The sequence below is a fragment of the Streptomyces sp. NPDC016309 genome (genome assembly GCF_043077235.1).
In the GTDB taxonomy this organism is placed as follows: domain Bacteria; phylum Actinomycetota; class Actinomycetes; order Streptomycetales; family Streptomycetaceae; genus Streptomyces.
Genome location: NZ_JBIBSG010000006.1, coordinates 270186 through 294751, shown reverse-complemented (window position 1 = coordinate 294751; position 24566 = coordinate 270186). Strand labels below are relative to the sequence as shown.

Genomic DNA, 24566 nt, shown 5'->3' with positions numbered 1-24566 from the left:
TCGCGCCGGCGGGGGCCGGGGGTGGTCCCCCGGGAAGGCACAGCGGCAGACACGGTACCGCCACGCGGCCCCCGTCAGCCGATGAGGATCACGTCCAGTTCCCCGCCCGGCTCCACCGTGGTGGTGTCCTCGGGGACGACCAGCAGGGCGTCCGCCCGGGCGAGGGCGGCGATCAGGTGGGAGCCGGCGCCGCCCACCGGGGTGACCGTGCCGTCGGCGGCGTCGTACCGGCCCCGGAGGAACTGGCGCTTGCCGGCCGGGGAGGACAGCGGCCCGTCGGCGGCGAGGGCGGCACGCACGCGTGGCCGCTGGGTGTCCACGGTGTCCCCCAGGCCCATCAGGGCCCGGATCGCGGGCCGGACGAACAGCTCGAAGGAGACGTAACTGGAGACCGGGTTGCCGGGCAGCGCCAGGAGCGGGGTGTGGTCGGGGCCGATGGAGCCGAAGCCCTGCGGCTTGCCCGGCTGCATGGCGAGCTTGCGGAAGTCGACGCCGCCGCCCGGCTCGTCCTCGTCGCCCACCGAGGAGAGGGCCTCCTTGACCACGTCGTACGCGCCGACGCTGACCCCGCCGGTGGTGACCAGGAGGTCGGCGCGGATGAGCTGGTCCTCGATGGCGGCCCGGAGGCCGGCGGCGTCGTCGGTGACGGCGCCGACCCGGTAGGCGATGGCGCCCGCGTCCCGCGCGGCGGCGGCCAGGGCGAAGCTGTTGGAGTCGTAGATCCGGCCGGGGCCCAGCTCCTCGCCGGGCTGGACCAGCTCGCTGCCGGTGGAGATCACCACCACGCGCGGGCGGGGACGCACCCGGACCGTGCCGCGTCCGATGGCGGCGAGCAGCCCGATCTGCGGCGGGCCGAGGACGGTGCCGGCCGCCAGGGCCAGGTCGCCGGGCCGCACGTCGCTGCCCCGCGCGCGCACATGGGCGCGGGCCCCGGCGGGGCGGTGGACGCGGACCTCGCCGGTGGCGCCCTCGGGCGCGGCGCTGGCGGCCCGCATCCCGGTGGCGGGCGCGCCGCCGGTGCCGCCGTCGGTCCACTCGACGGGGACGACGGCCTCGGCGCCGGGCGGCAGCGGGGCGCCGGTCATGATGCGGGCGGCCTGGCCGGGGCCGACGATGAGCAGCTCCTCGCTGCCCGCCGCCACGTCGCCGATCACGGTGAGCACCGCCGGGAACTCCTCGGTGGCGCCGGTGACATCGGCGACCCGTACCGCGTACCCGTCCATGGAACTGTTGTCGAAGGGCGGCAGGGCGACGGACACCGTGACGTCCTCGACCAGGACACAGCCCTGGGCGTCGGGCAGCGGCAGCTCGATGGGGTCGAGCGGGTGGACAGCCTGGAGGATGTCCTCCAGGTGCTCGTCCACCGACCAGGTCGTACTCACAGTTCCTGCATCTCCTCGGTGACGTAACCGCGCAGCCAGTTCCGGAAGTCCGGTCCCAGATCCTCACGTTCGCACGCGAGTCTGACAATGGCCCGCAGGTAGTCGCCCCGGTCACCGGTGTCGTAGCGGCGGCCCTTGAAGACGACGCCGTGCACCGGGCCGCCCGCCGACTCGTCGGCGGCGAGCTTCTGGAGGGCGTCGGTGAGCTGGATCTCACCACCCCGGCCCGGCTCGGTCCGGCGCAGTATCCCGAACACGGCGGGGTCCAGCACGTACCGGCCGATGATGGCGTAGTTGCTGGGGGCCTCGGCCGGGTCGGGCTTCTCGACCAGGTTGGTCACCTTGACGACGTCGGCGTCGCCGGTGGGCTCGACGGCCGCGCAGCCGTAGAGGTGGATCTGGGACGGCTCGACCTCCATCAGGGCGACGACGCTGCCGCCCTCGCGCTCCTGGATCTCCACCATGCGGGACAGCAGGGGGTCGCGCGGGTCGATGAGGTCGTCGCCGAGGAGGACCGCGAACGGCTCGTCGCCGACGTGCGGGGCGGCGCACAGGACGGCGTGGCCGAGTCCGCGGGGGTCGCCCTGGCGGACGTAGTGCATGGTCGCCAGGTCGCTGGACTCCTGGACCTTGGCGAGGCGCTCCTGGTCGCCCTTCTTGACGAGGGCTTCCTCGAGCTCGTAGTTGCGGTCGAAGTGGTCCTCGAGGGGCCGCTTGTTGCGGCCGGTGACCATCAGCACGTCGGAGAGGCCGGCACCGGCCGCCTCTTCGACGACGTACTGGATGGCCGGCTTGTCGACCACAGGCAGCATCTCTTTGGGAGTGGCTTTGGTGGCCGGCAGGAACCTGGTGCCGAGGCCGGCGGCGGGAATGACAGCCTTGCTGATCCTGGGGTGCGAGTCGTTCATGCGGAGCACCCTATCCGGTCGGTATGGGAGGAAGATCCGCCTCCGGTTAACTTCGTGCCCCTACGGCCTTGTACGAGAGGTTTTGTGAGGTATTGGTGACCGACGACATGTCCGAAAAGACCGCTCTGCGACGCCAACTGCTGGCCGCGCGAGCCCTCCTGACCAGTGATGACGTCCAGAAGTCCGCGGCGGTTCTCGCGGAAGCCGCCCTGAACCTGCCCGAGCTGCGGCGGGCCTGGACGGTCGCCGCCTACGTCTCCACGGGGAGCGAGCCCGGCACGCGCGCGCTGCTCGACGTACTGCGCGAGCGGGGCGTGCGCGTCCTGCTGCCGGTCCTGCTGGAGGACAACGACCTGGACTGGGCGGCCTACGAGGGCGCGGAGCGGCTCCTGCCGGCCCGGCGGGGCCTCCTGGAGCCCGCGGGGCCCCGGCTGGGCGTGGACGCCGTCGTGGAGGCCGACACGGTCCTCCTGCCCGGCCTGGCGGTGGACGTGCGGGGGATGCGGCTGGGGCGCGGCGGCGGCTCGTACGACCGGGTGCTGGCCCGGCTGGCCCGGGGCGGGCACGATCCGGCCCTGGTGGTGCTCCTGTACGCGAACGAGGTGGTCGAGCGGGTCCCGGAGGAACCGCACGACCACCCCGTCCACGCGGCGGTGACCCCGGAGGTCACCCTCCGCTTCCGTGCCTGAGGCCCTGGCGCCCCCTACGGCGTGAGCACGAGCGTGTCGACGGTCCGGGCGTCGACCGCCTGCTTGCCGTAGGCCCAGTCGAGCAGCTCGCCCTTGGCCCACTTGTCGGTCTGGTCGGTGTAGTGGGCGCTGTAGGCGTGACCGGAGGCGCCGGTCAGGTTGATCCAGCGGGACTTGTCCCAGTCGCCGACGTTCACGACCATCCGCATCGACGGCACCCAGACGACCCCGTACCCGCCGGCCGCGTTCCAGCCGGTGGCGTTGACCGCCGCCTCGCCGCCCGAGAGGTTCCAGGGGCCCCGGTTGAGCAGCCACTGGACGGCGCCCGGGCCCTCGGTGCCGAGGGTCTGGTTCTTCAGGGTGAGCTGGTGCAGCCGGCCCCAGCTCCAGCTGTTGACGTCCTTGCCGAGCTTGGAGGTCAGCTCCCAGCGGGCGTCCTCCATGGCGCGCTTCAGCAGTTCGTCACGGGTGTCGGTGCCGTCGTGGGTCCGGCTCTGCGGCGACTTCCACCACTCGTTCTTCTCGTCCGCCAGGATCCTGCGGACCACCTCGTACCAGCGGTCGCCGCCGTCCGGCTGCGCCGAGTCGGCGTCGCGCTGGCCGCACTCCCGCACCAGCCGGTTCTGCTCGTCGACGGGTCCGGTGGAGTCGGCCGGGCGGACGTTGAGGCACTCGCCCTTCACCCGGAGCTCCTTGGGCAGCTTGTTGCCGAAGGCCAGCTTCAGGACGTTGCGCCAGACGCCGTTGAAGTAGGCGGCCGCCCCGGAGTCCGCGTCCTGGGTGTAGTTCCACCCCTCCAGGAGCTTCTGCGCCTCGCGGACGTGCGGGTCGGAGATGTCGATCTTCAGCAGGTAGGGGGTCAGCAGCTTGGCGATCTCGCTGCTGTTGTCCATCTGCATGGTCCGCATGTCCTCGGTGGAGACCTTGGCCCCGTCCTTGGTCTTGGACTCGATGAGGTCGTTGATGCGCTGGCTGCGCGAGCCGTAGCCCCAGTCCTGGGTGAGCGCGTACGGGTACGCGTCCTGGTCGATGACGGCCTGGTTGGCGGTCACGATGTAGCCGCGCTCCGGGTTCTCCTCGTAGGGGAGCTCGTCGAAGGGGACGTACGTCTTCTTCCAGGTGTACTTCTTGTCCCAGCCGGGCGCCGGCAGGGTGCCGTCGTGGCCCTTCTGGCGGACCGGGATCCTGCCGGGGGCCTGGTAGCCGATGTTGCCCTCGGCGCCCTTGGCGTCGGCGTAGATCAGGTTCTGGGAGGGCACCTCGAAGTCGCGGGCGGCCTCGCGGAACTGCTTGAAGTCGGTGGCGCGGTTCAGCTTGAAGACGGCGTCCATGGACTTGCCCGGGTCGAGCGCGGTCCAGCGGAGGGCGACCGCGTAGCCGTCGCCGCGGTCCGGGGCGAGGGCGTCGACGGGAGCCTCGTCGCCGACCTTCTCCAGCTCGTTGCTGCGGTCGGACACCAGGGGGCCGTTGTTCGTCGACCGGACGGTGATGGTCCTGGGGCCCTCACCGGCGATCTTGATGACCTCCTTGCGGGTGACGAAGGGGATCTCCTTCTTGTCGAACTCGTACCCGTTGTCGGTGATCTTCTCCAGGTACAGGTCGCTGACGTCCGCGCCCAGGTTGGTGAAGCCCCAGGCGATGTCCTGGTTGTGGCCGATGATCACGCCGGGCATGCCCGAGAAGGTGTAGCCGGCCACGTCGTAACGGCACTTGTCCGAGACGGCACGGCAGTGCAGGCCCATCTGGTACCAGAGCGAGGGGAGCTGGGGCGCCAGGTGCGGGTCGTTGGCGAGCAGCGGCTTCCCGGTGGTCGTGTACTTGCCGGAGACGACCCACGAGTTGGAGCCGATACCGTTGCCGTTGGGGCCGAGCAGGGCGGGGATCTTCTCCAGGTTCGCCGACAGGGACGAGAGCTGGGACTGGAGGCCCTGGGTGGCCCCCTGAGGGGTGCCGTTGCCCGTGCCGGAGCCATTGCCCTGGCCGCTGCCGCTGCCGGTGCCCTGGCCGGTGCCGTTCCGGCCCGTGCCGTTGCCCGTGCCCTGGCCGCCGTCCGTGTCCGCGTCCTGGCCGCCGCCCTCCCCCTCGGCGTCGGGGTCGAACTTGCCGGTGGCCTTGTCGACGCCGCCCTTGTCCACGATCGGACGGTGCAGGTCGTAGGGGTACGCCGGGTACAGGTCCTTGATCTGCTTCTCGCTGAGCCTGCTGGTCATCAGCGAACGGTCGATCTCCTCCTGCATGTTGCCGCGCAGGTCCCAGGCCATCGCCTTGAGCCAGGCCACCGAGTCGACCGGCGTCCAGGGCTCGATGGTGTAGTCGTTGGCGAAGGCGAGGGCGGAGTACTCGACGGAGATGTCACCGCCCTCCTTGCCCTTCAGGTAGGCGTTCACGCCGTCCGCGTAGGCCTGGAGGTTCTTCTTGGTGTCGGGCGACAGGAGCTTGTCGTACTCCTGCTGGGCCACCCGGTGCCAGCCGAGGGTGCGCAGGAACGCGTCCGTCTCGACCTGGTCCTTGCCGAACATCTCCGACAGCCGTCCGGCCGTCATGTGGCGGCGGACGTCCATCTCCCAGAAGCGGTCCTGGGCCTGGACGTAACCCTGGGCGCGGAAGAGGTCCTCGTCGGTGGAGGCGTAGATCTGCGGGACGCCGTAGTCGTCCCGTTTCACGTCGACCGGACCGGAGAGCCCGTCGAGCTTGAGGGTGCCGGTGGTCTGCGGGAACGGAGCACGCACGGTGCTGACGCTCCAGTAGGCGCCGTAGCCGACGCCCGCGACCAGCGCCAGCACCAGGGCGATCACGAGCAGACGGGCACGTCGCCCCTTCTTCTTGGTGGAAGCGGCGGTGGTGTTGGCGGGCATCGCTGTCCTTCGAGGCGCAGGCTGGTCCTGGAGTGCTGGGAGCAACCATAGGCGCAGCGCTCACCCGGCCCGGACGCGGTGTCAGTAAGGGACCGCCTCCCCCGGACGACCATGGAGGACGATCAGGCGTCAAGGAAACGTTAATGATTAGGTAAGGTAACGAAGTACCCCCGTTGCTGGAACGATCCGGCGCGCACATGAGGAAGGGTCGGCCACTGACTGTCCACCAGCTCAACGAACTCCTGTTCATCTGCTCGCTCGTGCTGCTCGTCGCCGTCGCGGCTGTGCGGATCTCCTCCCGCAGCGGGCTCCCCAGCCTGTTGCTGTACCTCGGGATCGGGGTCGCCATCGGGCAGGACGGGATCGGCAACGTCCACTTCGACAATGCCGAAATGACCCAAGTCATAGGCTATGCCGCGCTTGTGGTGATCCTGGCCGAGGGTGGCCTGGGAACGAAGTGGAAGGAGATCAAACCCGCGTTGCCCATGGCGGCCGTCCTGTCGACCGCCGGCGTCGCGGTGAGCGTGGGCGTCACGGCCGCGGCGGCCCACTACTGGGTGGGCCTCGACTGGCGCCAGGCGCTGATCATCGGCGCGGTCGTCTCCTCGACCGACGCCGCCGCCGTCTTCTCCGTCCTGCGCAAGATCCCCCTCCCGTCCCGGGTGACCGGCACCCTGGAAGCCGAGTCCGGCTTCAACGACGCCCCCGTCGTGATCCTGGTGGTGGCCTTCTCGACGACCGGCCCGGTCGAGAGCTGGTACATGCTGCTCGGCACGATCGTGATGGAACTGGCCATCGGCGCCGGCATCGGACTGGCGATCGGCTTCCTGGGCTCGTTCGGGCTGCGCCACGTGGCCCTGCCCGCCTCCGGCCTGTACCCGATCGCCGTGATGGCCATCGCCGTGGTCGCCTACGCGGCGGGCGCCATGGCGCACGGCAGCGGCTTCCTCGCGGTCTACCTGGCCTCGGTGGTCCTGGGCAACGCCAGGCTGCCGCACGCGCCCGCCAACCGGGGGTTCGCCGAGGGGTTGGGCTGGATCGCCCAGATCGGCATGTTCGTCCTGCTCGGCCTGCTGGTGACCCCGCACGAGCTGGTGGACGACTTCTGGCCGGCGGTGCTGGTCGGGCTGGCGCTGACGGTGGTGGCGCGGCCGCTGTCCGTGCTGCTGAGCCTGCTGCCGTTCCGCGTCCCGTGGCAGGAGCAGGCCCTGATGTCGTGGGCGGGCCTGCGCGGGGCGGTGCCCATCATCCTGGCGACCATCCCGATGGTGTCCGGGATCGAGGGCAGCGAGAAGGTCTTCAACATCGTCTTCGTGCTGGTCGTCGTCTACACCCTGGTGCAGGGTCCGACCCTGCCGTGGCTGGCCAGGGCGCTGCGGCTGGCCGACTCGGCGGAGGCCGCCGACCTGGGCGTCGAATCGGCACCCCTGGAGCGGCTGCGCGGGCACCTGCTGTCGGTGGCCGTCCCGGAGAAGTCCCGGATGCACGGCGTGGAGGTCGCCGAGCTGCGGCTGCCTCCGGGGGCGGCGGTGACCCTGGTCGTCCGGGAGGGCCAGAGCTTCGTCCCGGCGCCCACGACCGTGCTGCGGCGCGGGGACGAGCTGCTGGTGGTGGCGACGGACCCGGTCCGGGACGCGGCCGAGCGGCGCCTCCGGGCGGTGAGCCAGGGCGGCAAGCTGGCCGACTGGCTGGGCACGGGCGCCAACGGCCGCCGCTGAGGTGGGGAGCGGGCGGGCCGGGGCGGCGGGGCGGGGCGGGGCGGGGCGGGGCGGCACGGTGGGAGGCGCGGCGTACGGCGGCGCCAACCAAACGGAAGGTGAACTTCCGGTTAATCGGAGGTGAGGTCCTGGCCGTATCGGCAATTTCACAGGCACCACACGCGCCGCTCCCTGTACCATGAAGGCACACTGATCGACCAACTCTGCCTGACGCAGAGCTGGCGCGACCGTATGGCGGCCGTGAAGCTCCCCGCAGTGGAGCCCGGTATCTACCGCAGTTCCGCGCAAGAGGACAGCTCTCGGCGGCTCCCGACACCCAGGGGAGCGCTACCAGGCGGCAGAAAGGCACGGGCCGTGCCCTCCGCTGTCAAGACAGCCCAGGTCACCCCCACGGACCCCGCTCGGCGTCCCGGTTACGGGCAGCTCCTGCGCACCCCGGGCGCCTGGACGTTCCTGCTGCCCGGGTTCGCCGCGCGGCAGCCCTTCGCGATGCTGACCATCGGCATCGTCCTGCTGGTGCAGCACACCACCGGCTCCTACGGCAGCGCCGGCGCGGTCGCCGCGTTCACCGGCGTCTCCATGGCCCTGTTCGCCCCGCAGAGCGGCAAGCTCGCCGACCGTTTCGGCCAGCGGGCCGTCCTGGTCCCCGGCGTGCTGGTGCACACCCTGTCGGTGTCGGCCCTGACGGCGCTGGCCCTGGCGGACGCCCCCCTGTGGGCCCTGTTCGCGGCGGCGGTGCCGACCGGCGCCTCCGTGCCGCAGGTCGGGCCCATGGTCCGGTCCCGCTGGGCCGCCAAGCTGGAGGGCTCCCCGCTGATGTCGACCGCGGCGGCCTTCGAGTCCGTGACGGACGAGTTCACCTTCGTGGTGGGCCCCGTCCTCGCCACCGCGCTGTGCACCGGCGTCCACCCGGCGGCCGGCCTGATCGCCGAGGCGACGCTGACCCTGGCCGGCGGCCTGCTCTTCGCCGCCCAGCGCCGTACCCAGCCCGCCCACGGCAACGCCGCCGGCCACGCGCGCGTGGACCGCGTCTCCGCCCTGTCCGTACCTGGTGTACGGGTCCTGGCCGTCGCCTTCCTGGGCATCGGGTCCGTCTTCGGCGGCATGCAGGTCTCGCTGACCGCCTTCACCGAGGAGATCGGGCAGCCGGGCATGAACGGCCTGCTGTACGGGCTCTTCGCCGCGGGCAACATGCTGGCCGGCATCGCCGTCGGGGCCATCGCCTGGAAGATGGGGCCCCGCCGCCGGCTGGTCCTCGGCTACACCGGCCTCACCCTCGCCGCCTCGCTGCTGTGGTCCGCGCACTCCGCGGTGCTGCTCGGCGCGCTCGGCCTGGTCGTCGGCCTGTGCATCGCCCCCGCGCTGATCACCGGCTACACGCTGGTCGAGTCGCTGGTCCCGGCGTCCGCCCGGACCGAGGCGTTCACCTGGCTGACGGGCGCCGTGGCGCTGGGCCAGGCCGCCGCCGTGACGGTCGCCGGCCGGCTGGCGGACGCGCACGGCGCGAGCGCCGGATTCCTGGTCCCGCTGGCCGGTACGGCACTGGCGCTGGCCACCCTGGTGGCGCTCCGCTCGCGGCTCGCGCCGCGTCCGGCGAGCCGCACCGTGGCGCGTGGCGTCGGTCACCGCGTACCGGTGACAGTGGACTGATCCCGCGGAATACGTCAGTATGGACTGTCGTTAGCACTCAATGAGTGAGAGTGCCAGGAGGAAGACAAGTGCCGACCTACCAGTACCAGTGCACCGAGTGCGGCGAGGGCCTCGAGGCGGTGCAGAAGTTCACCGATGACGCCCTGACCGAGTGCCCGAACTGCCAGGGACGCCTGAAGAAGGTGTTCTCGGCCGTCGGCATTGTCTTCAAGGGCTCCGGCTTCTACCGCAACGACAGCCGTGGCGCGTCGTCCAGCAGCTCGCCCGCCTCGAAGTCGTCGAGCGCGTCGAGCACGACGTCCGGCTCCGGCTCTTCGACGAGCTCCTCGTCGTCGGACTCCAAGCCGGCCACGTCCGGCGCGGCCGGGAGCTCCAGCTCCGCCGCCTGACCCCCGCTTCCCCGAGGACCCCGTCGTATCCCTACGGCGGGGTCCCGGGCGTTTCCGGGCCCGGCTAGGGTGAGCCGCATGGCGAACGCGGCGAAGGCAGGCAACGGCGGTGGCGGCGGCGAGGGGCTCCGCGCGGACATCGGTGTCATCGGCGGCTCGGGGTTCTACTCCTTCCTGAAGGACGTCACCGAGGTACGGGTCACCACCCCGTACGGCAGCCCCAGCGACTCGCTGTTCTTCGGGGAGCTGGCCGGGCGCCGCGTCGCCTTCCTGCCCCGGCACGGGCGCGGCCACCACCTGCCGCCGCACCGCATCAACTACCGGGCCAACCTCTGGGCGCTCCGGTCCGTCGGGGTGCGGCAGATTCTGGGGCCGTGCGCGGTCGGCGGACTGCGCCCCGAGTACGGTCCGGGCACGCTGCTGGTGCCGGACCAACTGGTGGACCGCACGAAGGCCCGTACGCAGACGTACTTCGACGGGGAGCCGCTGCCCGACGGGAGCGTCCCGAACGTGGTGCACACGTCGTTCGCCGACCCCTATTGCCCCGACGGCCGCAAGGTCGCCCTCGCCGCCGCCCACGGGCGCGGCTGGGAGGCGGTCGACGGCGGGACGATGGTCGTCGTCGAGGGGCCGCGCTTCTCCACGCGCGCCGAATCGCGGTGGCACGCCGCCATGGGCTGGTCGGTGGTCGGCATGACCGGGCACCCGGAGGCGTACCTCGCCCGGGAGCTGGGGCTCTGCTACACGTCGATGGCCCTGGTCACGGACCTGGACGCGGGTGCCGAGACCGGGGACGGCGTCTCCCACACCGAGGTGCTGCGGGTGTTCGGCGAGAACGTGGGGCGGCTGCGGGAGGTGCTCTTCGACGCGGTCGCCGGGCTGCCCGAGACCGACAGCCGTTCCTGCCTGTGCACCCACGCGCACGACGGCTGGGACCTCGGCATCGAACTGCCGTGATCAGGGGCGCTCACCTTCGCGGGTGACGCGGTTCTCCCCATCGCCGGGGTCGTCCACAGGCGTGAGCGGGATCGGCGGGCGGACGGGATCGTGAGGGGCGCCGGCGGAAAGCCGGCGGCGCCCGAGCCGCTGCCCGGGCCCGGTCCTCTCACGGCTGGCGGTGGTCGTCATGACGCTCCCCACTCCTCCTCGCTCCACTCCTCCCTGTCCTCCCCGCTCTCTCCCCCTTCCCCTCCCCCTCCCCCTCCCGCCCCTTCACGTCGACGCTGACGCTCGCGCTCGTGCCGATGCCGCGCCGTCGTCCGGATCGTGCGCCCCGCCCGCGCTGGGGCGCCGGCATCCGGTGCCTGCGCCGGCGCCGGTGCCCGAGACGTGCGGGGTACCGCAGTTCGCGCCGTTACGGGTGCGCGGCGGGCGGCACCGGCTGCGGCGGGCGGTGCGGCGGAGGCGTCACGCCGTGGCGGCGGGGCTCGCCCTGACGGCCGCCGCGCTGGCCGCTTCCGCCGCCGGTTCGCGTGCCCCCGCCGACGTGGACGAGCCGCGGGCCTCGGCAGCGCCCCAGCGGGAGCGGAAGCCGGTTCAGGTGGTGTCCGTCCCGGTGCGGATCGCGGACGCCGCCACCGTGCGCCTGCTGCGGCCCGGCGACCGCGTCGACGTGATCGCGTCCCCGGTCTCCCCGTCGGCGGACGGTGACGACACCGCCCGGGTGGTGGCCAGGGGGGCGCGCGTCGAGACGGTGCCGCGCGCGGCGGGCGGAGCGACGGACGGCGGGCCGGGCGACGGCGGTGCGCTGATCGTGCTGTCCGTCCCGCGCGCGACCGCCGCCGAGCTGGCCGGCGCGGCCACGACCTCCCGTCTGGCGCTGACGCTGTGCTGAGTGCGGGCGGGCCGGTGCGGCACGGTCACGGCGCAAGGGGGCGGCCCCCCAGAGGGAGCGGCGGGGTGTGGAGGAGACCCTGGAGGTCACCGAGCTGGAGGTCCTCAAGGAGATCCGCGACGCGCTCGTCGCGCAGAGCAGCACGGCGCCGGCCGGGCGGCCCCGTAGGGCCGTCGGCTCAGAGGTGGTGCGGCGGCTTCTCGTCGAGGAAGCGCGCCAGGTCGGCGGCGCTGCCGCCGGCCGGAGGCCGCTCACCCCACCCACGGTCCGTATCGTCCGCCGAAGGCTGGTCCAGCGGATCGTCGAAGATCAGCGCGGGTTTCTTCTTCGGGACCCGGGGGCCCTGGGGGTTCTGCTCTTCTTCCTCCGACGCCGAGTCGCTCTTCGCATCACGCGGTCCGGGGGCGGGGGCGGTCCTCATTCCTCCAGGGTACGCCGCCCGTCCGCGCGTGGGCGGTGTGGCCGGGGACGGGCGGCACCGGGGCTCATGCGGGGACGGACCCGTCCGGCGGGGCGGGCCGCTCGGCGGGTGGGGGCTCGTCGGCGGTGGGGCCCGTCGACGCCGGGGGTGCGCCCGGGGGCGGCTCGCCCGTGGGCGCCGGCGGGGCGCCGGGTGGGGGGTCGGCCGTGGGGGCTGGTTCGTCGGGCGCGGGCTCGTCGGGCGCTGGTTCGTCGGGCGCGGGCTCGTCGGGCGCGGGCTCGTCAGGCGCTGGTTCGTCGGGCGCGGGCTCATGGACGGGGGGCTGGGTCACGCGGCCACCGTAGGGGGCGTCCGGGCCGGTTCGCCCGTTGTGGGGGACTTCGGCGTGACCGCTTCCCACGGACGGCGTCCGGCGGCGGCGCCTCTGCTGTCCTGGGGGGATGACCTCCCCTCCCCGTTCGCCCCTGCGGCCCCTGGTCTCGCGCGATCGCGACGAGACGCACCGCGCCGCCACGCCCCTGGAGCTCTTCTTCGACCTCTGCTTCGTCGTGGCGGTCGCCCAGGCGGGTGTCCAGCTCGTGCACGCCGTGGCCGAGGGCCATGCCGGGGACGGCATCGCCCGGTACGCGATGGTGTTCTTCGCGATCTGGTGGGCCTGGATGAACTTCTCCTGGTTCGCCTCGGCGTACGACAACGACGACGCCCTCTACCGGGTCGTGACACTGGTGCAGATCTCCGGTGTGCTGATCCTCGCCGCGGGGGTGTCGCGGGCCTTCGAGGACCAGGACTACTTCCTGGTCTGGCTGGGGTACGTGGTGATGCGGCTCGCGCTCGCCTCGCAGTGGCTGCGGGCCGCGCGGGCCGCGTCGGGTGCCGAGCGGACCATGGCGCTGCGGTACGCGGCCGGGGTGACGCTCTGCCAGGTGGGCTGGACGGCACTGGTTCTGGTGCCCCCGCCCGCGCGCCCGTGGGTGTTCCTGGCCCTGGTGGTCGCCGAGGTGTCCGTGCCTCCGATCGCGGAGCGGAACTTCTCCTCGAGCTGGCACGCGCAGCACATCGCGGAGCGGTACGGGCTGTTCACGATCATCGTGCTCGGCGAGACCGTCGCGGCCGCGACCGTGGCCGTGAAGACGGGCGTCGAGGAGAACGACGCGCTGGGCGACGTACTGCCCATCGCCGCCGGCGGGCTGCTGCTGATCTTCGCCGCCTGGTGGATCTACTTCGTCGTCCCGGCCCACCAGCGGCTGCTGTCCAACCGGCAGGCCTTCCTGTGGGGCTACGGCCACTACCTGATCCAGGCGTCGGCCGCGGCGATCGGGGCGGGCATCGAGGTCGCCGTCGAGCAGGCGGTCGGCGAGGCCCACCTGTCGGTCACGGCGGCCGCCGCCGCGGTGACCCTGCCGTCGGCACTGTTCCTGCTGCTGGTGTGGGGACTGCACTCGCGGTACTTCAAGGCGGGGATCGCGCAGCAGGCGGTGCTGCCGAGCGCCGCGCTCGGAATCCTGCTCTGCACGTTCGCGGGGCGCTGGGGCGTGCTCGCCGCCGGGCTCGTCGCGGCGGCCGCCGTCGCTGCCGGAGTCGCCCTCACCGCCCGTGCCGGGCGTGGTACCCAGGGGGCATGAATGACGCACTGACGGACGTGGCCGGTCTGCGGGTCGGCCACGCGCGCGTACCGGGGGACAGCGCCCTCAGCGGCACCACCGTGGTCCTGGCGCCCGTGGGCGGGGCGGTCGCGGCCGTGGACGTGCGGGGCGGCGGGCCCGGCACCCGGGAGACGGACGCGCTCGACCCCCGGAACCTGGTGCAGCGGATCGAGGCGGTGGTGCTGACCGGCGGCAGCGCGTACGGACTGGAGGCGGCGGCCGGGGTGATGGCCTGGCTGGAGGAGCGGGGGCGCGGCGTCCGCGTGGGCCCGGACCCCTCGCAGGTGGTGCCGGTGGTCCCGGCGGCGTGCGTGTTCGACCTCGGCCGGGGCGGGGACTGGAAGGCGCGCCCGGACGCGTCGACGGGGCGGGCGGCGGTGGAGGCGGCGGACGCGACCGGTCCCCACGCCCCCGTGGAGTGCGGATCCGTCGGCGCCGGGACCGGGGCGGTGATCGGCGGGATGAAGGGCGGGGTCGGCACGGCCAGTACGGTCCTGGCGTCCGGGATCACGGTCGGCGCCCTGGTCGTGGCCAACGCGGTGGGCTCGGCGGTCGACCCGCTGACGGGAACGCTGTACGGGGCGTACGGCGACGGGCCGGAGTTCCGGCCGGAGCCGGAGGTGCACGCGGCGGCGGCACGCCGGCTGGCGGAGGCACTGGAGCGCAACGACTGGCCGCCGCTGAACACCACCCTCGCGGTGGTCGGCACGGACGCGGACCTCACCCGGGCGCAGGCGCAGAAGCTCGCGGGGACGGCGCACGACGGGATCGCGCGCGCCGTGCGGCCGGTGCACCTGCTGAACGACGGCGACACCGTGTTCACCCTCGCCACCGGCGGGCGGCCCCTGCCCGACTCGCACGGCCCGCTCGCGCTGAACGAGGTGCTGGCGGCCGGTGCCACCGTCGTGACCAGGGCCCTCGTACGGGCGGTGCTGGCCGCGGGGACGGTCTCGGGGCCGGGCGGCGAGTTCCCCTCGTACCGCGACCTGTACCGGCTCGACTGAGGCGCGGCGGGGGCGAGTTGGAGGGGGCGCGCGGGAACCGGCCACGCGCGCCCCTCGTTTTGAGGAAGTCGGACGCGCTGTCAGACCAAGGCACTACCTTAAGCAAGCATCGAGTGACACGCGGCGACGGCCTGGAGACCCCTCTTGAACGTTCCGAACGACGAGACGACCGAGATGCACGTCGAGCGCCTCCTGGGGCGGGCGCTCAACTCCTTCGACCTGCCCGACGCGCTGGTCGAGCGACTGGACTCCGCGCTGGCGCACGCCAGTTCGCTGCACTCGTCGCACCACAGCGCGGCGCTCCACCGGGCGACGTACCGGCACACGTACCTGCTGGCGGACGGCTCGTCGCTGACGCTCTGGGAGCTGGTGCACAACACCGGGCGGGACGGCGCCGAGCAGCACGAGCTGTACGCGGAGGAGACCGACGTCCGGCTCGCCGCCTCCCGTCTGCCGGTCGGGTTCCCCGCGCCGGAGGACGACCTGGACGTGGACCTCGGCGCGGATCTGGACGCGGACCTGGAGCTGCTGGGGGCGCTGCTGGCCCATCCTCCGGCCACGGCCCCGCTGATGTACGTGCCGGACGACTCGGCGGACCACGCCCGCCGGGTGCTGCGCCGCGCGGAGAACGAGGACCGGCCGGGCGAGGTGGTGGCGGCCCGGCTGCGGGGCGCGTTCGCGCACCACATCAGGCAGGTCTTCGGCCGGCAGTGCAGCGTGGCGGGGAAGGACGCCGGCTTCACGCTGTATGAGCACGCGTTCCTGCTGCTGGACGGCAGTGAGATGAGCGTCTGGGAGGTGGAGCACACGGCCACGCCGGACGGCCGGCACATGTGCGAGGTGTACGAGGACGAGCACACCGCGCGCGACGCCATGGAGCGCCGCGCGCGGGTGCGGGGCCGGGTGCGCTGACCGTTCGGCGCGTTCAGGCCGCGACGGCCACCTTCCCGGGAGTCTCCCCCGCCTCGCCCGCCGCCGGGGCGGGGGCGGACCGCCGGTGCGCGTGGCCCTTGAGCAGGATCACCAGCGCGGCGCTCACCACCGTGCCGGCGAGGACCGCGACCAGGTAGAGCACCGGGTTGCCGATCAGCGGGACGACCCAGATCCCGCCGTGCGGCGCGCGCAGGGTGCACTCGAAGAGCATCGACAGGGCGCCGGTGACCGCGCCGCCCACCATCGCCGAGGGGATGACCCGCAGCGGGTCGGCGGCGGCGAAGGGGATGGCGCCCTCGGTGATGAAGGAGGCGCCGAGCACCCAGGCCGCCTTGCCGTTCTCCCGCTCGGCCCGGGTGAACAGCCTGCCGCGCACCACCGTGGCCAGGGCCATCGCCAGCGGGGGCACCATCCCGGCGGCCATCACGGCGGCCATGACCTTGAGGGAGCCCTCGTTGGGGTTGGTCAGGCCGCCGATGGCGAAGGCGTAGGCGACCTTGTTGAGCGGTCCGCCGAGGTCGAAGCACATCATGAGGCCGAGGATCACGCCCAGGACGACCGCGTTGGCGCCGGACAGGCCGGACAGCCAGTCGGTCAGGGCCTCCTGGAGCGCGGCGATGGGCTTGCCGATCACCAGGAACATCAGGAAGGCGACGACCGCCGACGAGACGAGGGGGATGACGACGACGGGCATGATGCCGCGCAGGGGGCCGGGCACCCTGATCCGCTGGACCGCCCTCACCACCCCGCCCGCGATCAGACCGGCGGCCAGGCCGCCGAGGAACCCGGCGTCGATGGTGAGCGCGACCGCGCCGCCGACGAAGCCGGGGACCAGTCCGGGGCGGTCGGCCATGCCGTACGCGATGTAGCCGGCGAGGACCGGGATCAGGAAGGCGAACGCCAGGGAGCCGGTCTGGAACAGCAGCGCGGCCCAGCTGTCGGCCTGCCCCCAGGCGAAGTGCTCGGCGACGGACGGGGCCTTGTCGACGGCGTACCCGCCGATGGCGAAGCCGAGGGCGATGAGGAGACCGCCGGCGGCCACGAACGGCACCATGTAACTGACGCCGGACATGAGCCACTTGCGGAGCCTGGTCCCGTAGCCCTCACCCGGTTCACCCGGGGCTCCGACGGGACCGGCCGGGGCGGCGGGGGCGGCCGGCGCGGTGACCTCACCGCGTGCGGCCTTGTCGCGGACCTCGGCGATCAGCGCCGCGGCCCGGTTGATGCCGGCCTTCACGCCGACGTCGACCGTGGGCTTCCCGGCGAACCGTTCCTTCTCCCGGACCGGGACGTCGTGCGCGAAGACCACGCCGTCGGCGGCCGCGATGACGGCGGGGTCGAGCCGGGTGAACCCGGCGGATCCCTGCGTCTCGACCGCGACCTCGACCCCCGCGTCCCGTCCGGCGTTCTCCAGGGCCTCGGCCGCCATGTAGGTATGCGCGATCCCGGTCGGGCACGACGTCACCGCCACGATCCGGAACGGCGCGGCCGGCTCCGGGGCGGCCGGGACCGGCTCCGGTACCGGCTCGGGGGTGGCCGGGGCGGCCGGGACCGGCTCCGGTACCGGCTCGGGGGTGGCCGGGGCGGCCGGGACCGGCTCCGCTTCCGGCTCGGGGGTGGCCGGGGCGGCCTCGGCGGCCGGGTCGTCGCCCCGGATCAGGGCGGCGGCCCGGGCCGGGGCGGTCGTCGTGCGGAGGGCCGAGGTGAAGTCGGCGTCCATCAGCCGGCGGGCCAGCGAGGACAGGATCGTCAGATGGGCGTCGTCCGCGCCGGCAGGGGCGGCGATCAGGAAGATCAGGTCGGCCGGGCCGTCCGGGGCGCCGAAGTCGATGCCGGGGCCCGAGCGGCCGAAGGCGAGCGTGGGCTCCGTGACGTGCGCGCTGCGGCAGTGCGGGATGCCGATGCCGCCGTCCAGGCCGGTCGGCATCTGCGCCTCACGCGCGGCCACGTCCGCCAGGAACCCGTCAAGGTCGGTCACCCGGCCGAGCCGCACCATCCGCTCGGCGAGCGAACGGGCCGCCGCTTCCTTGGTGTCGGCGGCCAGGTCGAGGTCGACCAGGTCCGCGGTGATCAGGTCGCTCATCGCGGGCTCCCTTGCTCGCTCAGCTCTCGGTCGAGGGGTACGTCGGCGGTCACCGTGACCGCGGAGTGGTCCAGGTCGGACGGGCCCGGCATCTCGCTGCCCGGCAGCCGCACCGCCGCCGCGCCGTGCGCCACCGCCGCCGCCAGGGCGTCCGGGCCCTCACCACCCGCGGCGAGGAACCCCGCCAGGGACGCGTCGCCGGCGCCGACGTCGCTGCGCACGGCGTCGACGGCGGCGTACCCGTAGAAGGTGCCGTCCGCGCAGACCAGAAGCTGGCCGTCCGCGCCCAGGCTGGCGAGCACCGCCCCGGCGCCCGCGTCCCGCAGCTCCTCCGCGGCCTTGACCGCGTCGCCGACGGTGGCGAGGGGGCGGCCGACCGCTTCGGCGAGTTCCCCGGCGTTGGGCTTGATCACGTCGGGGCGGGCCCGCAGCCCGGCCACCAGCGACGGTCCGGAGGTGTCCAGGGCGATCCGCGAGCCGTACCCGTGCGCCCGGGTGACCAGGTCGGCGTACCACTCGGGGCCGAGGCCGGGCGGGAGGCTGCCGCAGCAGGCGACCCAGTCGGCGGCGGGCGCGTGGGCGCCGACCGCCGACAGGATCGCCTCCGACTCGCCCGGGGTAAGCCGGGGGCCCGGGGCGTTGATCTTGGTGAGGGTGCCGTCCGGTTCGGCGATCGCGATGTTGGACCGGGTGTGGCCCTTCAGCGGGACGGGCGCCACCTCGATGCCCTCGCCGGCCAGCAGCTCGGCCACCAGGGCACCGGGCGTGCCGCCCAGCGGCACCACGGCGACGGTACGGTGCCCGGCCGCGGCGACGGCGCGGGAGACGTTGACGCCCTTGCCGCCGGGGTCCACGCGTTCCCGGGTGGCGCGCAGCACGTCGCCGCGCTCCAGGGCCGGGACCTCGTAGGTCCGGTCCAGGGACGGGTTGGGGGTGACGGTGAGGATCATGCGCGTACGACTTCCGTTCCGGCCGCCTCGATGGCGGCCGCTTGCTCGGGAGCGAGGCCGGTGTCCGTGATGAGCAGGTCCACGTCGGTGAGGTCGCCGAAGCGGGCGAAGTGCTCCTCGCCGTGCTTGGCCGAGTCGGCGAGCAGCACCACGCGCCGGGCGGCGCCGATCATGGCGCGCTTCACGGCCGCCTCGGCGAGGTCGGGGGTGGTGAGCCCGGACGCGGCCGAGAAGCCGTTGGCGCCGAGGAGGAGGACGTCGGCCCGGATCTCTCCGTAGGCCCGCAGCGCCCATGCGTCGACGGCGGCGCGGGTGCGGTGCCGGACGCGCCCGCCCACCAGGTGGAGCGCGATGCCGGGGTGGTCGGCGAGCCGGAAGGCGGCCGGCAGGGCGTGGGTGACGACGGTGAGCGAGCACTCGGGCGGCAGCCCGGCCGCCACCCGGGCCACGGTGGACCCGGCGTCCAGGATGACGCTGCCCTCCTCGGGCAGCCCGGCGAGGGCGGCGCGCGCGATGCGGTCCTTCTCGTCGGACGCGGTGGACTCGCGCTCGGCGAGGTCGGGTTCGAAGTCCAGCCGCCCGGCGGGGATGGCCCCGCCGTGCACCCGGCGGACGAGGCCGGCCCGGTCCAGCGCCTTGAGGTCCCGGCGGACCGTCTCGGCGGTGACCTGGAACCGCTCGGCGAGGGAGAGCACGTCGACCCGGCCGCCCTCACGGGCGAGGCGCAGGATGAGCTGCTGGCGCTCCGGTGCGTACATGTGGGTTTGCGTCCGATCCATGCCCGAGTTTGTGGTTTCACCAGCAGGCTACGACCGGATCCGCAGGAAGTAAACACGGTCGGGCAACGCAATCGGGCAAACGGAAGGCCCGGCTCCAGGGATCTTCCGATCCCCGGAGCCGGTCCTACGGGCCGCCGGGCCGTCCCGGCGGGTGCCCGGGCCGCGCGGGAGCCCGACGCGCGGGACCGCCCGGCCGCCGGGGCCGCCGGGCCGTCCCGCGCGGGTGCCTCAGTGCGTGGGGGCCGGCTCCGCCTCCGTGGCGGCCGCCGCCTCGCCCTCCAGGTGCTGCGCGGGACGCCCGGGCAGCGCGAACATCACGGCGAAGATCAGCCCGAGCACCGCCACGACCCACCACAGCGCGCCCCGGAAGGCGTCCGCGAAGGCGGCACCGACCTCACCGGGCGCGAGACGCTCCTCGTCGATGACCCCGAAGAAGACCACCGACACGAGGCCGAGGCCCAGCGCCGTGCCCATCTGCCCGGTCGTGTTGATCAGCCCTGACGCCGAACCGGCGTGCTCGCGCGGCACGTCCGACAGCACGGCGTCCGTCAGCGGCGCCACGATCAGGCCCATGCCCGCGCCCATCACGATCAGCGGGGCGGCCATCTGCCAGGGCTCGATGCCGGTCCCGTACCGCCCGGCCTCCCAGATGTAGCCGAGCACACCGGCGGCCATCGTCAGCGCGCCCGCCTGGAGCACCTTCCGCCCGAAGCGCGGCACCAGCTTCTGCACGGACATCCCGGCCGCGGCGGACACGGCGATCGAGAACGGCACACCGGTCAGACCGGCCTTCAGCGGGCTCCAGCCCAGCCCTATCTGCATGTACAGCGTCCAGACCAGGAAGAAGATGCCCATCACGACGCCGAAGGTGAGCTGCACCGCGATGCCGGCCGCGAAGCTCTTCACCCGGAACAGCGACAGCTCCACCAGCGGCGAACCGTCCTTGCGCGTCTTGTACCGCTCGTACGCCACGAACACGGCGAACACCGCCAGGCTGCCCACCATGCACACATGGCCCCACAGCGGCCAGCCCAGCTCACGCCCGCGCGTCAGCGGGTAGATCAGCATCAGCAGCGCCAGGGTGACCAGCGCGACGCCGACCAGGTCCAGCCGCATCGCACGGTCGGCGCGGGACTCGGTGATGAACTTCCGGCCCAGGATCAGTCCGGCGATGCCGACCGGCAGGTTGATGAGGAAGATCGGCCGCCACTCCAGCCCGAACAGGTTCCACTGGGTCAGCAGCGCGCCCAGCAGCGGACCGGAGACGGCCCCGAGCCCCACGATCGCCCCGAACATCCCGAACACCTTGCCGCGCTCGTGCGCCGGGAACGTGACATGGATGATCGCCAGCACCTGCGGCACCATCAGCGCGGCCATCGCGCCCTGCAACAGCCGCGAGGCGACCAGCATCTCGGGATTGGCGGCGAGACCGCAGAGGGCGGAGGCGACGGTGAACCCGGCGATGCCGACCAGGAAGAGCCGCTTGCGGCCGTGGATGTCGCCGAGGCGCCCGCCGGTGATGAGCCCGGCGGCGAAGGCCAGCGCGTACCCGGCGGTGACCCACTGGATGGCGCCGAACGACGCCGACAGGTCGCGCTCGATGCTGGGAATGGCGATGTTGACGATGGTGACGTCGACGAGGTCCATGAACGCGGCCGTCATCACGACGGCCAGCGCCAGCCAGCGCCGCCGGTCGGCCTTGGCGGCAGCCGCGGTCGCGGCGTCCGCGGTCACGCCATCCGCGGTCACGGGGTCCGCGGTCACGGCGTCCGCGGACGGGTCCGTCGGTACGGCTGTGGTCTGTGGGGAGGAGGAAGGCATGCCGGAAAACTAATCGTCATATAGGTCAGGTCATGTCCTACTGGGCGCGCATCCTGGGATGCATGACGGACACCCCGGCACGACTCCTCACCCTGCTGTCCCTCCTCCAGACCCCGCGCGAATGGCCCGGCAGCGAGCTGGCCGAACGCCTAGGCGTCAGTCCCCGCACGATCCGCCGCGACGTCGACCGGCTGCGCGACCTGGGCTATCCGGTCGAGGCGACCCGGGGCGCCATCGGCGGGTACCGGCTGGTCGCCGGTGCCGCCATGCCGCCGCTGCTGCTGGACGACGAGGAGGCGGTGGCCATCGCCGTCGGCCTGCGCGCCGGGGCCGGTCACGCCATCGAGGGCGTCGAGGAGGCGGCCGTACGGGCGCTGGCCAAGCTGGAGCAGGTGCTCCCGTCGCGGCTGCGGCACCGGGTCGCCACCCTCCAGAACGCGACGATCCCGCTGACGCGCGGGGACGGCGCCACCGTCGCGCCCTCCACGCTGACCACGCTCGCGGCGGCCGTCACCGGCCATGAGCGCGTGCGGTTCGGCTACCGGGCGGGCGACGGAACGGAGACCAAGCGGCAGGTGGAGCCGTACCGTCTGGTGTCGACGGGCCACCGCTGGTACCTGGTGGCGTACGACCTGGGGCGCGAGGACTGGCGGACGTTCCGCGTCGACCGGGTCGACGAGCCGTTCGCGACGGGCGCCCGGTTCACCCCGCGCGAGCTGCCCGCGGAGAACGCGGCGGAGCTGCTGTCGCACTCGGCGTCGGGGACGCAGGCGGAGCACGAGGTCGACATCAGTTTCGAGGCCCCCGCGGAGTTCGTCACCGCCCGGCTGCCCGCGCACCTCGCCCCCACGCCCACGGGCCCCCGCACCTGCCGGCTGCGCGCCCGGTCGGCGGACTCCGTGGAGTGGCTGGCCCTGCGCGTCGCCGTCGTGGACTGCGCGTTCACCGTCCACGGCCCGCGGGCGCTGGTGGCGTACGTCTCCGACCTCGGCGCCCGACTCAGCCGCGCGGTGGCCTGAGGGCGGCCGCGGTCACGGTCGCGGTCACGGTCACGGTCACGGTCACGGTCACGGGGCGAACGGCCGGCGGCCCCCGGAAGTCCGGGGGCCGCGCCGTCGTGGCCGTCTTGGCGGGTCAGGCCGCCGCGTCGAAGCCCGTGTCGCGGGCCATGCGCTTCAGTTCCAGCAGCGCGTGCTTCTCGATCTGGCGGATCCGCTCCCGCGTCAGGCCGTGCTCCTTGCCGACCTCGGTCAGCGTCCGCTCGCGCCCGTCCTCGATGCCGTACCGCATCCGGATGATCGACGCCGTACGGTTGTCGAGCTTGCCGATCAGGTCGTCCAGTTCCTCACTGCGCAGCAACGTCAGCACCGACTGCTCCGGCGACACCGCCGAGGTGTCCTCCAGGAGGTCGCCGAACTGGGTCTCGCCGGCGTCGTCCACCGACATGTTCAGCGAGACCGGGTCGCGCGCCCAGTCCAGGACGTCGATGACCCGCTCCGGGTTGGAGCCGAGCTCGGCCGCCACCTCCGAAGGCTCCGGGTCGCGGCCGTGCTCGCGGTTGAACTCCCGCTGCACGCGCCGGATGCGGCCCAGCTCCTCCACCAGGTGGACGGGGAGGCGGATCGTGCGCGACTGGTCGGCGATCGACCGGGTGATGGCCTGCCGGATCCACCACGTCGCGTACGTCGAGAACTTGAAGCCCTTGGTGTAGTCGAACTTCTCCACCGCCCGCACCAGGCCCGCGTTGCCCTCCTGGATGAGGTCGAGGAGCGGCAGCCCGCTGCGCGGGTAACGGCGGGCGACGGCCACCACGAGACGCAGGTTCGACCGGATGAACACGTCCTTGGCACGCTCGCCCTCGGCGACCAGGCGCTCCAGCTCCTCGCGGGACGCGCCCGCGGCGGCGCCGTCCGCCTGCGGCTCCGTCTCGCCGTCCAGGATCTGCTGGGCGTACACGCCCGCCTCGATGGTCTGGGACAGCTCGACCTCCTTGGCGGCGTCGAGCAGGGGCGTGCGCGCGATCTCGTCGAGGTACATGCCGACCAGGTCGCGGTCGGCGATCTCCCCGCCCACGGCGCGAACGCTGCTTGCCCGGTCGGTGGTCTCACGTGCGGCGGACTGACGACGGGCGACGGCACGGGTTGCCATGCGAGCTCCCTTGCTGAGTAGGTCGCGACACCCTCCCGGGTGCCCTGCATCCGACGGAAACAACGACTGGAATCCGGACAGAATTCCCATGACGTCCCTCGATTTCCGCGATCTTGCAGTACCCTGTGCGGCCACCGAGGGCAGGGCGTATGTCTCACCACATCGCAGAGGTGCAGGTCAGCCCGGGCGGGGAGGGGGATCTGGCAGCCCTCACGGACCTCTGCCACCACTGCGTCCGTGAGACGGCCATCACATTCGACACCGCTCCCTTCACTCCCGGCGAGCGGCGCCCCTGGCTTCACTCCCACCCTGAAGACGGCCCTCACCGCCTGCTGGTTGCCCATGACGTCCGGGTTGCCGGAACCGTCCCCGGTTACGCCACCTCAAGCCCGTTCCCGGCCGAAGGCCGCGTACTCCGGCCCGCCCGGCCGAACCGCCCCGGCCGCCCCGGCCCTGCCCCATTCCACCCCGGCCCGCCTAGCCGAACTGCACGGACCGCTTCGCCAGCCCCATCCAGAAGCCGTCGATGACACTGCGCCCGCCGCTCAGGTCGCCGGCCGCGTCGGCGGCGCCCAGCGTGACGAACAGGGGCGCGAAGTGCTCGGTACGGGGATGGGCGAGCGCCCCGGCCGGTGAGGCGTGCGCGAAGTCCAGCAGCGCGTCCACGTCGCCGGTCTCCAGCGCCCGCCGCCCCCAGTCGTCGAACTCCGCCGACCAGCCGGGGACGCCCCGGTGGCGCAGCGCGGCCAGGTTGTGGGTGAAGAACCCGCTCCCGACGATGAGGACGCCCTCGTCGCGCAGCGGCGCCAGCTTGCGGCCGATGTCCATGAGCCGGACGGGGTCGAGGGTGGGCAGGGACATCTGGAGGACGGGCACGTCGGCGTCCGGGTACATCTCGACGAGCGGCACGTACGCCCCGTGGTCCAGTCCCCGGTCGGGGAGGTCCTGCACGGGTGTGCCGGGGGCGTCCAGCAGCTTGCGGACGGCGGCGGCGAGCGCGGGCGCCCCGGGAGCCGCGTACCGCACCCCGTAGTAGTGCTCGGGGAAGCCCCAGAAGTCGTACACCAGCGGCGCGGGGGCGGTGGCGCCGAGGGCCAGCGGGGCCTCCTCCCAGTGGGCGGAGACCATCAGAATCGCGGACGGCCGGGGCAGCCGGGCGGACCAGGCGGCGAGCTGGCCGGGCCATATGGGGTCGTCGGCGAGCGGCGGCGCGCCGTGGGAGAGGTACAGGGCCGGCATCCGCCCCGCCCCACGCGGTACGGATTCCTCGTGGGCGGTGGGGGTCATGGCGGCGCCTCCTGACGGGCTGCGTGCTGCTTCCATCCTACTTACTTGAAAGTTAAAGCAGGCTGGTGACCG

20 protein-coding genes are annotated in these 24566 nt (G+C 73.3%); 10 read left to right on the top strand and 10 right to left on the bottom strand.

Annotated features, from left to right (window positions below; translation table 11 throughout):
• Positions 1-74: 74 nt before the first annotated feature.
• Both glp and galU read right to left on the bottom strand, forming a co-directional pair.
• A complete protein-coding gene (glp, locus tag ACF068_RS17670; protein ID WP_392275141.1) occupies positions 75-1382 on the bottom strand; it encodes a gephyrin-like molybdotransferase Glp in 1308 nt (435 codons plus the stop codon).
• The gene (galU, locus tag ACF068_RS17665) at positions 1379-2290 is read right to left on the bottom strand and encodes a UTP--glucose-1-phosphate uridylyltransferase GalU (protein ID WP_392275140.1); all 912 of its coding nucleotides are present in this window, start codon (positions 2288-2290) and stop codon (positions 1379-1381) included. Before galU ends, glp begins: the two co-directional genes overlap by 4 nt.
• Positions 2291-2397: 107 nt before the next feature.
• Between galU and ACF068_RS17660 the strand changes: the two genes are divergently transcribed.
• Complete coding sequence (locus tag ACF068_RS17660; RefSeq protein WP_392275139.1) at positions 2398-2979, top strand: 5-formyltetrahydrofolate cyclo-ligase; 582 nt, start codon at positions 2398-2400, stop codon at positions 2977-2979.
• 14 nt (positions 2980-2993) lie between these two features.
• On the opposite strand, the gene ACF068_RS17655 is transcribed toward ACF068_RS17660, so the two are convergent.
• Entirely contained in the window at positions 2994-5834 is a 2841-nt protein-coding gene (locus ACF068_RS17655) for a penicillin acylase family protein (protein WP_392275138.1), read from the bottom strand.
• 197 nt (positions 5835-6031) lie between these two features.
• Here ACF068_RS17655 and ACF068_RS17650 point away from each other — a divergent pair, with 197 nt between their 5' ends.
• The 5 genes from ACF068_RS17650 (at position 6032) to ACF068_RS17630 (ending at position 11425) form a co-directional block, all read left to right on the top strand.
• Positions 6032-7552: a potassium/proton antiporter gene (locus ACF068_RS17650; protein WP_392275137.1), complete on the top strand. Its 1521-nt coding sequence runs from the start codon at positions 6032-6034 to the stop codon at positions 7550-7552.
• A 354-nt stretch (positions 7553-7906) separates the two neighbouring features.
• Positions 7907-9202 (top strand): MFS transporter, encoded by a 1296-nt coding sequence (locus tag ACF068_RS17645; protein WP_392275136.1) that lies wholly within the window; start codon positions 7907-7909, stop codon positions 9200-9202.
• Between the two features lie 68 nt (positions 9203-9270).
• The gene (locus ACF068_RS17640; RefSeq protein WP_392275135.1) at positions 9271-9591 is read left to right on the top strand and encodes an FmdB family zinc ribbon protein; all 321 of its coding nucleotides are present in this window, start codon (positions 9271-9273) and stop codon (positions 9589-9591) included.
• A 78-nt stretch (positions 9592-9669) separates the two neighbouring features.
• A complete protein-coding gene (locus ACF068_RS17635) occupies positions 9670-10548 on the top strand; it encodes an S-methyl-5'-thioadenosine phosphorylase (protein WP_392275134.1) in 879 nt (292 codons plus the stop codon).
• A gap of 457 nt (positions 10549-11005) precedes the next feature.
• On the top strand, positions 11006-11425 hold the full coding sequence (locus ACF068_RS17630) for an RcpC/CpaB family pilus assembly protein (protein ID WP_392275133.1): 420 nt from the start codon (positions 11006-11008) through the stop codon (positions 11423-11425).
• 178 nt (positions 11426-11603) lie between these two features.
• On the opposite strand, the gene ACF068_RS17625 is transcribed toward ACF068_RS17630, so the two are convergent.
• Positions 11604-11846: a hypothetical protein gene (locus tag ACF068_RS17625; RefSeq protein ID WP_392275132.1), complete on the bottom strand. Its 243-nt coding sequence runs from the start codon at positions 11844-11846 to the stop codon at positions 11604-11606.
• Positions 11847-12286: 440 nt separating this feature from the next.
• Here ACF068_RS17625 and ACF068_RS17620 point away from each other — a divergent pair, with 440 nt between their 5' ends.
• From ACF068_RS17620 to ACF068_RS17610, 3 genes are all read left to right on the top strand, one after another.
• Positions 12287-13468 (top strand): low temperature requirement protein A, encoded by a 1182-nt coding sequence (locus ACF068_RS17620; RefSeq protein WP_392275131.1) that lies wholly within the window; start codon positions 12287-12289, stop codon positions 13466-13468.
• Positions 13465-14493: a P1 family peptidase gene (locus ACF068_RS17615; RefSeq protein WP_392275130.1), complete on the top strand. Its 1029-nt coding sequence runs from the start codon at positions 13465-13467 to the stop codon at positions 14491-14493. Before ACF068_RS17620 ends, ACF068_RS17615 begins: the two co-directional genes overlap by 4 nt.
• Positions 14494-14667: 174 nt before the next feature.
• Complete coding sequence (locus ACF068_RS17610; RefSeq protein ID WP_392275313.1) at positions 14668-15405, top strand: DUF6227 family protein; 738 nt, start codon at positions 14668-14670, stop codon at positions 15403-15405.
• Positions 15406-15418: 13 nt separating this feature from the next.
• Here the strand turns inward: ACF068_RS17610 and ACF068_RS17605 are convergent, their stop codons facing one another.
• From ACF068_RS17605 to ACF068_RS17590, 4 genes are all read right to left on the bottom strand, one after another.
• Complete coding sequence (locus ACF068_RS17605; protein WP_392275129.1) at positions 15419-17509, bottom strand: fructose-specific PTS transporter subunit EIIC; 2091 nt, start codon at positions 17507-17509, stop codon at positions 15419-15421.
• Complete coding sequence (gene pfkB / locus ACF068_RS17600; RefSeq protein ID WP_392275128.1) at positions 17506-18459, bottom strand: 1-phosphofructokinase; 954 nt, start codon at positions 18457-18459, stop codon at positions 17506-17508. The genes ACF068_RS17605 and pfkB overlap by 4 nt, the downstream gene beginning before the upstream one ends.
• Complete coding sequence (locus tag ACF068_RS17595) at positions 18456-19217, bottom strand: DeoR/GlpR family DNA-binding transcription regulator (protein ID WP_392275312.1); 762 nt, start codon at positions 19215-19217, stop codon at positions 18456-18458. The genes pfkB and ACF068_RS17595 overlap by 4 nt, the downstream gene beginning before the upstream one ends.
• A 249-nt stretch (positions 19218-19466) precedes the next feature.
• A complete protein-coding gene (locus ACF068_RS17590; RefSeq protein WP_392275127.1) occupies positions 19467-21059 on the bottom strand; it encodes an MFS transporter in 1593 nt (530 codons plus the stop codon).
• Between the two features lie 62 nt (positions 21060-21121).
• Here ACF068_RS17590 and ACF068_RS17585 point away from each other — a divergent pair, with 62 nt between their 5' ends.
• The gene (locus ACF068_RS17585) at positions 21122-22078 is read left to right on the top strand and encodes a helix-turn-helix transcriptional regulator (RefSeq protein ID WP_392275126.1); all 957 of its coding nucleotides are present in this window, start codon (positions 21122-21124) and stop codon (positions 22076-22078) included.
• Between the two features lie 115 nt (positions 22079-22193).
• Here ACF068_RS17585 and ACF068_RS17580 read toward each other — a convergent pair whose 3' ends face one another.
• The gene (locus ACF068_RS17580) at positions 22194-23207 is read right to left on the bottom strand and encodes an RNA polymerase sigma factor RpoD/SigA (RefSeq protein ID WP_392275125.1); all 1014 of its coding nucleotides are present in this window, start codon (positions 23205-23207) and stop codon (positions 22194-22196) included.
• Positions 23208-23684: 477 nt separating this feature from the next.
• Complete coding sequence (locus ACF068_RS17575) at positions 23685-24494, bottom strand: dioxygenase (protein ID WP_392275124.1); 810 nt, start codon at positions 24492-24494, stop codon at positions 23685-23687.
• Positions 24495-24566: the final 72 nt, after the last annotated feature.

Coding starts and splice junctions, on each gene's coding strand:
- ACF068_RS17590 (WP_392275127.1), bottom strand. CDS start 21,059: ATGCCTTCCTCCTCCCCACAGACCACAGCCGTACCGACGGACCCGTCC.
- ACF068_RS17585 (WP_392275126.1), top strand. CDS start 21,122: ATGACGGACACCCCGGCACGACTCCTCACCCTGCTGTCCCTCCTCCAG.
- pfkB (WP_392275128.1), bottom strand. CDS start 18,459: ATGATCCTCACCGTCACCCCCAACCCGTCCCTGGACCGGACCTACGAG.
- ACF068_RS17615 (WP_392275130.1), top strand. CDS start 13,465: ATGAATGACGCACTGACGGACGTGGCCGGTCTGCGGGTCGGCCACGCG.
- ACF068_RS17610 (WP_392275313.1), top strand. CDS start 14,668: ATGCACGTCGAGCGCCTCCTGGGGCGGGCGCTCAACTCCTTCGACCTG.
- ACF068_RS17655 (WP_392275138.1), bottom strand. CDS start 5,834: ATGCCCGCCAACACCACCGCCGCTTCCACCAAGAAGAAGGGGCGACGT.
- ACF068_RS17660 (WP_392275139.1), top strand. CDS start 2,398: ATGTCCGAAAAGACCGCTCTGCGACGCCAACTGCTGGCCGCGCGAGCC.
- ACF068_RS17595 (WP_392275312.1), bottom strand. CDS start 19,217: ATGTACGCACCGGAGCGCCAGCAGCTCATCCTGCGCCTCGCCCGTGAG.
- ACF068_RS17580 (WP_392275125.1), bottom strand. CDS start 23,207: ATGGCAACCCGTGCCGTCGCCCGTCGTCAGTCCGCCGCACGTGAGACC.
- galU (WP_392275140.1), bottom strand. CDS start 2,290: ATGAACGACTCGCACCCCAGGATCAGCAAGGCTGTCATTCCCGCCGCC.
- ACF068_RS17650 (WP_392275137.1), top strand. CDS start 6,032: ATGAGGAAGGGTCGGCCACTGACTGTCCACCAGCTCAACGAACTCCTG.
- ACF068_RS17620 (WP_392275131.1), top strand. CDS start 12,287: ATGACCTCCCCTCCCCGTTCGCCCCTGCGGCCCCTGGTCTCGCGCGAT.
- ACF068_RS17605 (WP_392275129.1), bottom strand. CDS start 17,509: ATGAGCGACCTGATCACCGCGGACCTGGTCGACCTCGACCTGGCCGCC.
- ACF068_RS17575 (WP_392275124.1), bottom strand. CDS start 24,494: ATGACCCCCACCGCCCACGAGGAATCCGTACCGCGTGGGGCGGGGCGG.
- ACF068_RS17635 (WP_392275134.1), top strand. CDS start 9,670: ATGGCGAACGCGGCGAAGGCAGGCAACGGCGGTGGCGGCGGCGAGGGG.
- ACF068_RS17625 (WP_392275132.1), bottom strand. CDS start 11,846: ATGAGGACCGCCCCCGCCCCCGGACCGCGTGATGCGAAGAGCGACTCG.